The sequence below is a fragment of the Streptomyces torulosus genome (assembly GCF_001419765.1).
Lineage (GTDB): Bacteria > Actinomycetota > Actinomycetes > Streptomycetales > Streptomycetaceae > Streptomyces > Streptomyces torulosus.
The window spans coordinates 1-3,735 of record NZ_LIRK01000330.1; the positions used below are offsets into that span (position 1 = coordinate 1).

The window sequence follows — 3,735 nt, forward strand, 5'->3', positions numbered from 1 at the left end:
CGGGCTCCGCGTCGGCCTGATGACCGCCGACACCTTCGGCCTCGCCCTCGGGGTCCCCGTCCACGGCCTGTGCACCCTCGACGCGCTCGCGTACGCGGCCGACGTCGAGGGGCCGTTCGTGGCGGCCACCGACGCCCGGCGCAAGGAGGTGTACTGGGCGCGGTACGCGGACCCGCGCACCCGGGTCACGGACCCGGCCGTCGACCGGCCCGCCGAGATCGCCGACGTGGTGGCCGGCCTGCCGGCCGTCGGCGCGGGGGCGCTGCTCTACCCCGACACCTTCCCCGACGCCCGCGCCCCCGAGCATGTCTCGGCGGCGGCACTCGCCGCCCTCGCGGCGGAGCGGCTCGCCAAGGGCGAGGAGCTGGAGGCGCCGCGGCCGCTGTATCTGCGCCGGCCGGACGCCCAGGTGCCCAAGAACTACAAGGTGGTCACCCCCAAGTGACGACCGCGGTGCTGCGCGAGATGCGCTGGTGGGACATCGAGCCCGTACTGGCGCTGGAGAAGGACCTCTTCCCCGAGGACGCCTGGTCCCGCGGCATGTTCTGGTCGGACCTGGCCCACGCCCGCGGGCCGGAGGCGACCCGGCGGTACTTCGTGGCCGAGTCCCCCGAGGACGGGCGGATCGTCGGGTACGGGGGCCTCGCCGCCGCCGGTGACGTCGCCGACGTCCAGACCATCGCCGTCGCCCGCGACCACTGGGGCACCGGCCTCGGCGCGCTGCTCCTGACCGAGCTGCTGCGGGCCGCGACCGCGTTCGAGTGCGCCCAGGTGATGCTCGAGTGCCGGGTCGACAACGTCCGCGCCCAGAAGCTGTACGAGCGCTTCGGCTTCGAGGCGATCGGCTTCCGCCGCGGCTACTACCAGCCGGGGAACGTCGACGCCCTCGTGATGCGCCTCAACGACCCCTCCACATCCGTACAAGGAACCGAGATCAATGGCTGACGAACCCCTGGTCCTGGGGATCGAGACCTCCTGCGACGAGACCGGCGTGGGCATCGTCCGCGGCCACACCCTCCTCGCGGACGCGATCGCGTCCAGTGTCGACGAGCACGCCCGTTTCGGCGGTGTGGTGCCCGAGGTGGCCTCCCGCGCCCACCTGGAGGCGATGGTCCCGACCATCGACCGCGCGCTGAAGGAGGCGGGCGTCAGCGCGAAGGACCTCGACGGCATCGCCGTCACCGCCGGTCCCGGACTCGCGGGCGCGCTCCTCGTCGGCGTCTCGGCGGCGAAGGCGTACGCGTACGCGCTCGGCAAGCCGCTGTACGGCGTCAACCACCTGGCGTCCCACATCTGTGTGGACCAGCTGGAGCACGGGGCGCTGCCCGAGCCGACGATGGCCCTGCTCGTCAGCGGCGGCCACTCGTCGCTGCTGCTGTCGACGGACATCACCGCGGACGTCCGGCCGATGGGGTCGACCATCGACGACGCGGCCGGCGAGGCCTTCGACAAGATCGCCCGCGTGCTGAACCTCGGGTTCCCCGGCGGCCCGGTCATCGACCGCTACGCCAAGGAGGGCGACCCGCAGGCGATCGCCTTCCCGCGCGGGCTCACCGGCCCCCGCGACCCCATCTACGACTTCTCCTTCTCCGGTCTGAAGACCGCCGTCGCCCGCTGGATCGAGGCCAAGCGCGCGGCCGGCGAGGAGGTGCCGGTGCGGGACGTGGCGGCCTCCTTCCAGGAGGCGGTGGTGGACGTCCTCACCCGCAAGGCCGTACGGGCCTGCAAGGACGAGGGTGTCGACCATCTGATGATCGGCGGGGGTGTCGCCGCCAACTCCCGGCTGCGGGCGCTCGCCCAGGAGCGCTGCGAGGCGGCCGGTATCCGGCTGCGGGTACCGCGCCCCAAGCTGTGCACGGACAACGGCGCGATGGTGGCCGCGCTCGGCGCGGAGATGGTCGCGCGCAACCGCGCCGCCTCCGACTGGGACCTGTCCGCCGACTCCTCCCTCCCCGTCACCGATCCGCACGTGCCGGGCGCCTCGCACACGCACGACCACGTCCACGAGGTCAGCAAGGAGAACCTGTACTCGTGACCGTCGCCCTGATGTGGGAGGCCCGTGCGGTCCCCGGCCGGGGCGAGGATCTGCTCGCCTGGGCCCGGGACCAGCGGCTCCCGGTACGGCCGCTGCGGCGCGAGACGTTCCGGGCGCCGCAGGACCGGGTGCTCGTCATCACCTGGTGGGACGCGGAGTACGACGCCGAGCTGCCGGAACTGCCGGAGCCCGACGCCGGGTTGGCCGGCCGGGCGGTCCACCGCTGGCGGTTCGAGTCACTGGGTGAGTGAGGTGGCTCGGTGACGCGACTTGATCCGCCGTGTCAGGCGGCGAGCGCCGTGCGCAGGGTGGTGGCCATCAGCTCGATGGCCTCCTTCGCGGCGTCCACCGGACCGGTGTGTGTGAAGTAGTGGTCGACGCCCTCGAAGCAACGGTGGGTGACCGGAACGCCCGCCGCCTCCAGGGCCTTGGCGTAGGCGTCGCCCTCGTCGCGCAGCCGGTCGTGCTCCGCGGTGATGACCAGCGCGGGCGGCAGTCCGGCCAGGTCGTCGGCCAGTGCGGGCGACACCAGCGGATGCGTCAGGTCGGCGGGGTCCGGCACGTAGGCGGCGGTGAAGATCCGCATGAGACCCGGCGCGAGCAGGGGCTTGGTGATGGGTGACTGCTTGGTGGCTGGGTCCTCCAGCTGGTCGAGCGGAGCCGAGTCGATGATCTGGAGCCTGGGTGTGAAGGTGCCGCGGTCCCGGGCCGTGCGGCAGACCGCGGCGGTCAGGTTGGCCCCGGCGCTGTGCCCGCCCACGGCGATCCGCGAGCCGTCCCAGTTGTGGGCGGCGCCGTTCTCGGCCACCCAGGCGGTGACGTCGTACGCCTGGACGACGGGTGCGGGGTACGGCTGCTGCGGGGCGACGCCGTAGTCCACGTTGATCACCACGCAGCCGGCTTCGGCGGCTATGTAGCGGCACAGATGGTCGTCCTGCTCGGGGCGGGCGACCACGAAACCGCCGCCGTGGAAGTTCACGTACACCGGGGCGGGGTCGGGGGTCGTGGCGGGCGGACGGTAGACGGTGCAGGTCACCGTCCCGGCGCCGGTCTTCACCTGGAGGGTTTCCGTGTGCTTCGGGATGTCGGCGAAGCGCAGGTCCTCGTGTACGCGGCTCATGATCCGGCCGAAGAGCAACTGGACGCCTCTGGCCTGCATGTGTGACTTGAGTGGCACGGCGAGTCCCATCCGTTACAAAGTTAAACCAACAGGATTCCTGATGATGGGGTCTCGTCGGGTGCGCACGCAAGAGGGGACGCGAGCCGATTGCCGCGACGCTGTGCGCCGCAGGCAACCTTCCTGGCCGCGCGGCGTCCTTCACAGTGGCGCGCTCGGGAGATCCGCCCGGGCGTGCGGCCAGCTCGATCGTCAAGGACGGTGCCGTGATGCTGAACCCCTCCTACTGCCTGGACGTCCCGAAGGACTTCGACGACTCGGAGGAGGACAGCCAGGTACACCCGATGGCCCGGAAATTCTTCCTCGGCACGAGCGCCGCTCAGGTCTTCTCCCGGGCGCAGGCATGGGTCGGCGAGCATGACGTCCGTGTCATCGATGTCTCGTGGGACCACCTGTCCGGCGAGGACGAGCCTCTGTGTCTGAGCGTGTACTTCGTGTTCGAGCTGCCCGAGGAGGACGAGGAGGACGAGGGCTGAGGGGCCGGTGTCACGAGGCCCGGGCGGCCCGGGCCTCGTGACACCGG

6 protein-coding genes are annotated in these 3,735 nt (G+C 71.9%); 5 read left to right on the top strand and 1 reads right to left on the bottom strand.

Features of this window, described 5'->3' with window-relative positions; all coding sequences use genetic code 11:
- The 4 genes from tsaB to AOK23_RS22905 form a co-directional block, all read left to right on the top strand.
- Positions 1–445, top strand: a 445-nt coding sequence (gene tsaB / locus AOK23_RS22890; protein WP_055714556.1) for a tRNA (adenosine(37)-N6)-threonylcarbamoyltransferase complex dimerization subunit type 1 TsaB, incomplete at its 5' end; no start/stop codon positions are given.
- Positions 442–945: a ribosomal protein S18-alanine N-acetyltransferase gene (gene rimI / locus AOK23_RS22895; RefSeq protein WP_055714557.1), complete on the top strand. Its 504-nt coding sequence runs from the start codon at positions 442–444 to the stop codon at positions 943–945. The genes tsaB and rimI, both read left to right, overlap by 4 nt.
- Positions 938–2,035, top strand: coding sequence for a tRNA (adenosine(37)-N6)-threonylcarbamoyltransferase complex transferase subunit TsaD (gene tsaD, locus AOK23_RS22900; protein WP_055714558.1), 1,098 nt, complete (start codon positions 938–940; stop codon positions 2,033–2,035). Before rimI ends, tsaD begins: the two co-directional genes overlap by 8 nt.
- Complete coding sequence (locus tag AOK23_RS22905) at positions 2,032–2,286, top strand: hypothetical protein (RefSeq protein ID WP_055714559.1); 255 nt, start codon at positions 2,032–2,034, stop codon at positions 2,284–2,286. Before tsaD ends, AOK23_RS22905 begins: the two co-directional genes overlap by 4 nt.
- Before the next feature lie 32 nt (positions 2,287–2,318).
- Here the strand turns inward: AOK23_RS22905 and AOK23_RS22910 are convergent, their stop codons facing one another.
- On the bottom strand, positions 2,319–3,155 hold the full coding sequence (locus AOK23_RS22910; protein WP_420823731.1) for an alpha/beta hydrolase: 837 nt from the start codon (positions 3,153–3,155) through the stop codon (positions 2,319–2,321).
- 266 nt (positions 3,156–3,421) lie between these two features.
- Between AOK23_RS22910 and AOK23_RS22915 the strand changes: the two genes are divergently transcribed.
- Entirely contained in the window at positions 3,422–3,688 is a 267-nt protein-coding gene (locus AOK23_RS22915; protein ID WP_240496508.1) for a hypothetical protein, read from the top strand.
- The last annotated feature ends 47 nt before the right edge of the window (positions 3,689–3,735 follow it).